Annotated in this window: 6 protein-coding genes; 4 read left to right on the plus strand and 2 right to left on the minus strand. The window is 69.1% G+C overall.

Features of this window, described 5'->3' with window-relative positions:
• Together G6017_RS15840 and G6017_RS15845 are read left to right on the plus strand one after the other, a co-directional pair.
• Positions 1-397: allophanate hydrolase-related protein (locus tag G6017_RS15840; protein WP_524536320.1), on the plus strand; the 397-nt coding region annotated here is incomplete at its 5' end.
• A gap of 91 nt (positions 398-488) precedes the next feature.
• A complete protein-coding gene (locus G6017_RS15845) occupies positions 489-1,124 on the plus strand; it encodes a hypothetical protein (protein WP_017835462.1) in 636 nt (211 codons plus the stop codon).
• A gap of 3 nt (positions 1,125-1,127) precedes the next feature.
• Here G6017_RS15845 and G6017_RS15850 read toward each other — a convergent pair whose 3' ends face one another.
• Positions 1,128-1,724: an HD domain-containing protein gene (locus tag G6017_RS15850; RefSeq protein WP_182618218.1), complete on the minus strand. Its 597-nt coding sequence runs from the start codon at positions 1,722-1,724 to the stop codon at positions 1,128-1,130.
• A gap of 113 nt (positions 1,725-1,837) precedes the next feature.
• Between G6017_RS15850 and G6017_RS15855 the strand changes: the two genes are divergently transcribed.
• Entirely contained in the window at positions 1,838-2,146 is a 309-nt protein-coding gene (locus G6017_RS15855) for a hypothetical protein (RefSeq protein ID WP_017835464.1), read from the plus strand.
• 16 nt (positions 2,147-2,162) lie between these two features.
• On the opposite strand, the gene G6017_RS15860 is transcribed toward G6017_RS15855, so the two are convergent.
• Complete coding sequence (locus G6017_RS15860) at positions 2,163-3,221, minus strand: NAD(P)-dependent alcohol dehydrogenase (protein ID WP_182618219.1); 1,059 nt, start codon at positions 3,219-3,221, stop codon at positions 2,163-2,165.
• Positions 3,222-3,545: 324 nt separating this feature from the next.
• Between G6017_RS15860 and G6017_RS15865 the strand changes: the two genes are divergently transcribed.
• Positions 3,546-4,805 (plus strand): IS256 family transposase, encoded by a 1,260-nt coding sequence (locus G6017_RS15865; RefSeq protein WP_182618220.1) that lies wholly within the window; start codon positions 3,546-3,548, stop codon positions 4,803-4,805.
• The last annotated feature ends 5 nt before the right edge of the window (positions 4,806-4,810 follow it).

The raw sequence follows: 4,810 nt of genomic DNA on the forward strand, positions 1-4,810 counted from the left end.
GCCGTGGCCGTTGCGCGCGGGGGCGCCGGCCGTCGACCTGGTGGTGTTCGGGGCACACCGGCGTGGGGGCCCGCTCGAGCACCAGCTCACCTCACGTGGCGCCGCCTGGCGTGGGCCGGTCCGGTCCAGCACCGACTACCGGATGTACCGCCTCGACACCGAACCGCCCAAGCCGGGGGTCCTGCGTCACCCGGACGGCGCCGCGTTGCTCGGCGAGAGGTGGACGGTCTCCCCGGCGGCGCTCGGCAGCTTCCTCGACCAGCTCCCCAGGCCGATGCAGCTCGGCCGGGTGACGCTCGAGGACGGCACGGAGATGGTCGGCTTCGGTTGCGAGCCCACGGCCGTCACCGCGGAGGCCGACGACCTCACCGAACTCGGGGAGTGGCCCCTCGGGTGAGCCGGGCACGGGCGGGCCGATCCCGAAGCTGCGGATACGCTGGCTGAGAGGTCCGCACCCGCCGCGACCTCGAACAGTGAGGTGAGCGCCAGTGAGTCAGCTCGTGTCCTTCTACGAGACCGCACCCGTCACCGACAAGCGCGGTCTGCTCACCGACGTCATCCAACGTCCGATGCAGGTGCGGTCGGGGTATGACGTGGTGGAGGGCGAGGTCGTCCCCCGGGTGGTCTACGTGCAGGCGCCGATCGAGGGCCGCCCGCTGTTGGTGCCGTTCGGCCAGTACGACGCGTGGAGCCTGCGGCAGCGGTTCGAGGAGGCGCTGAGGGTGATGAACACCCTGGGGGCCTGCGAGATCGAGTGCGCCACCTACAGCGCCCGCCGCAACGCCGTCGCCGCCCGGGTGGGGGTGGGACCGATGGCCGGGTGGGGCAAGGTGACCCGCACCCAGAGCACGGACTTCGACTATTCCTTCTCGGGCTCTGGGGCCTCCCCTCGAGACCCCGGGCCGATCCGGTGGACCAACATCCCCGGTCTGGACGCCGCCAAGCAGTCGGTGCTGCTCAACGGCGGACGCCGGGTGGAGATCACGATCGAGTCGGAGTCCGAGTTCGCCGCGGACTCCGACCTCGCCCGGCGCCTCAAGTCCGCCGGCCTGGTTCTCGGCCTCGAGGGGCGGACCCAGGCCAAGACCCTGCTGCGGATCAAGGCCGAGTTCCCGGCGGTGTGACCTTCAGCCGCCGCTCACCGGCGCCAGTGCCGCGACGTCGTCCACCGCCCGGCGGAGCTCACGCGAGGCCGCGCAGTCACCGAGCCGTCGGGTGACCGCATCCGCGATCGACCGGTAGAACCACAACTTCTCCTGCGGCCCGGCGTTGAAGAGCCCCCACATGTCGTCACCCAGTCGTTCGTGGGCGGCGACCATCGAGCGCAGGTTGTGGATCTTGTCCGCCGCCGAGATGAGCAGGCATTCCTCGGAGTCCTCCGCGAGCGCGGCGAGGTACCCCTCCTTGCGCACGCGCCACGGCGGGGTCTCCTCACCCGCGGTCTTCTCCTCCGAGACGCCGCGAACGAGCTCGGTGACCCGGTCGCCGAACTCGGCGATCATGTCATCGGCCGAGTAGACCGACGGCGGGACGTCCTCGAGAACGTCGTGGAGCAGCGCGGCGACCGCCACGTCCGGGTCGTCGGTGAAGTCGGACACGATCATCGCCACCGCCACGGGGTGCGCGATGTAGGGCGTCGGGTCGTCCTTGCGGGTCTGGCCGGCGTGGCAGCGGGCCGCGACCGCGAGCGCGCGGTCGATGGTGGGTGTCCAGGTCAGGGACATGGCGCTCTCCTCTGAGCGAGTGGGGCCTGAGGTAGTGGAACCGTTCGGCGGGGTGGGGGCGTCGTACCTCATGAGACACGACGACGAGATCACGACGACGACGAGGTGAGCAGATGCCCGACGGGACGATCAGAGCCGATGCGGACAGGATCGCGTCCGCCGTCGCGGTGTTCCGCGAGTCCGGAGAGCGTGTTGCGGAGGTGACGTTCCCGCACGTCGCGGCGGGTGTGGCAGCTGCACTGCCCGGGGGGTCGGCGATCGCCTCAGCCCTGGACCGGGCGTGTGGCGCGGCGGCGGTGTGCGCGACCCGGAGTTCGGGGCGCCTGACCGGGCTGGCGGACTTTGCCGAGCAGGCGCACCGGTTCCTGGAGGCGCGGGACGAGGACTTCGCGGACCTGCTCGCGCAGGTCGCCCCGCGGTGAGTCAGGCCGCGATGGATCAGAACGTCTTGGCGTCGATCACGAACCGGTAGTGCACGTCCGACCGGACCACGCGGTCGTAGGCCTCGTTGATCTTGTCCGCCGAGATGAGCTCGATCTCGGCGGTGATCCCGTGCTCGGCGCAGAAGTCGAGCATCTCCTGGGTCTCGGGGATCCCGCCGATCATGGACCCGGTCAGGATCTTGCGCCCGGCGGCGACGGACCCGGCCCGCACCGACATCGGCTCCGTCGGGATCCCGATGTTGACCAGCGCCCCACGCGGTTTGAGGGTAGCGAGGAACCGGTCCAGCGGCAGGTTCGCGGACACGGTGTTGAGGATGACGTCAAAGGTGCCGCGGAGTTCGCGGAGCGTGGCCTTACCCTCGTCGCCGGCGGTCGCGTAGTGCTCGACGGCGCCGTACCGCAGCGAATCGTCCCGCTTGGAGGTGGTCTGCGACAGGACCGTGACCTCGGCACCCATCGCCACCGCGAGCTTCACTCCGACGTGTCCGAGCCCGCCCATGCCGAGCACGGCGACCTTGGTGCCCGGGCCGACGTTCCACTGCCGCAGGGGCGAGAACATGGTGATCCCCGCGCACAGCAGCGGCGCCGCGGAGGCCGGGTCGAGCCCGTCGGGGACGGACACAACCATTGGCTCCTCGACCACGATGTGGGTCGAGTAGCCGCCCTGGGTGACGGGCCCCTCCGGATGGTCCTCGGGCAGCGGTGAGCCGTAGGTCGCCACAGCCCCGCGCTCGCACTCCTGCTCCTGGCCCGCGGTGCAGGACGAGCACTCATGGCAGGCACCCACCAGACACCCGACGCCGACGCGATCGCCGACCGCGTGCCGGGTGACCTCGGAACCGACCTCCTGGACGATGCCGACGATCTCGTGCCCGGGCGCCACGGGGTAGGCGGTCTGGCCCCACTCGCCGCGCACGTGGTGGATGTCGGAATGGCAGATGCCGGCGTACTCGATCTCGATGAGCACATCGGCCGGCCCGGTATCCCGACGCCGGATCGTGGTCTTCTCCAGAGGCGCGTCCGGTGCGGTGGCGGCTACGGCGGCGACGTCCATGTGATCTCCCTAGGGTCGAGCGAAACGTGAACTGGCTGTTGATCCCGTGTTCCCGCCACAGTAGAGGGACTTCGTGTTCTGCCGCCGGGTCGACATCCGAGGCTGCACTGGCGCGGAAATGCGAAGGTGCCCTCCTGAACAGGATTGATACGACTCGTACAGAGTCCGTACCGCCAGCTCAGAAGGGCCTAGTAGTGCCCCATAGAGTGGTGTAACTCGGTGGCCGAGATCGTCTGCGATTCCGTGTTGTGTACGGATGTAGAGCGGCCACCGTGTGATCCTTCGAGTCAACCTTCTACCGAATCCTCGAACGGAGTCATCACGATGACCGCACCCCATATTGTCGACCCTGCAGGCCTGCTTAGCCAAGCCCTGACCGACGCGTCACCGGATCTGATGCGCGAGCTGCTGCAGACCATGATCAACGCCCTGCTGTCCGCGGACGCCGACGCCGTGTGCGGCGCCGAGTGGAACGCCCGCTCGTCAGAGCGCACCAACTACCGCAACGGTTACCGCCACCGGCCCCTGGATACCTGGGTCGGCACCGTCGACGTCGCCGTCCCGAAGCTGCGCTCGGGCTCCTACTTTCCCGAGTGGCTGCTCGAGCGTCGCAAGCGGGCCGAGTCCGCGCTGATCACCGTCGTGGCGGACTGCTATCTGGCCGGGGTCTCCACCCGCCGGATGGACAAGCTGGTCAAAACTCTCGGCATCGACTCGCTGTCCAAGTCCCAGGTCTCCCGCATGGCCGAAGACCTCGATGAGCAGGTCGCGGCGTTCCGGCACCGGCGCCTGGACGAGGCCGGACCGTTCACGTTCGTCACCGCCGATGCGCTGACGATCAAGGTCCGGGAGAACAAGCAGGTCGTCAAAGCCTCGGTGCTGCTGGCCACCGGGGTCAACGGTGACGGCCACCGCGAGGTCCTGGGCATGCAAGTCGCCACCAGCGAGACGAAGGCCTCGTGGAACACCTTCTTCGCCGACCTGGTGGCCCGTGGCCTGGGCGGAGTCCGGCTGGTGACCTCCGATGCCCACGCCGGGCTGATCGAGGCGATCGCGGCGAACCTGCCCGGAGCTGCGTGGCAGCGCTGCCGCACCCACTACGCGGCGAACCTGATGGCCGTGTGCCCCAAGTCGATGTGGCCGGCCGTGAAGGCGATGCTGCATAGCGTCTACGACCAGCCCACCGCCGAGGCTGTCAATGCCCAGTTCGACCGGCTCTTGGACTACACCGAAGGCAGACTGCCCGAGGTTGCTGACCACCTCGGCGATGCCCGCGAGGACCTGCTGGCGTTTATCGCGTTCCCCGACGATGTGTGGCGGCAGATCTGGTCCAACAACCCCACCGAGCGCCTCAACCGGGAGATCCGACGCCGCACCGACGTGGTCGGGATCTTCCCGAACCGGGATGCCATCGTTCGCCTCATCGGCGCCGTCCTGGCCGAGCAGACCGACGAATGGGCCGAAGGACGCCGCTACCTCGGACTCGAAGTCCTGAGCCGCTGCCGACTCACCCTGACCACCGACCCCGCCACCAGCTCGCCGACGGAGGTGAGCACCGATGACCTGATGCAACTACCCGCCTGACCACC

Origin of the sequence: Dietzia sp. B44 (assembly GCF_014145245.1) — a bacterium.
Lineage (GTDB): Bacteria > Actinomycetota > Actinomycetes > Mycobacteriales > Mycobacteriaceae > Dietzia > Dietzia natronolimnaea.

What these genes read in the sequence shown, in the direction of transcription:
- G6017_RS15850 (WP_182618218.1), bottom strand. Translation starts at nt 1,724, where the DNA reads ATGTCCCTGACCTGGACACCCACCATCGACCGCGCGCTCGCGGTCGCG.
- G6017_RS15855 (WP_017835464.1), top strand. Translation starts at nt 1,838, where the DNA reads ATGCCCGACGGGACGATCAGAGCCGATGCGGACAGGATCGCGTCCGCC.
- G6017_RS15860 (WP_182618219.1), bottom strand. Translation starts at nt 3,221, where the DNA reads ATGGACGTCGCCGCCGTAGCCGCCACCGCACCGGACGCGCCTCTGGAG.
- G6017_RS15865 (WP_182618220.1), top strand. Translation starts at nt 3,546, where the DNA reads ATGACCGCACCCCATATTGTCGACCCTGCAGGCCTGCTTAGCCAAGCC.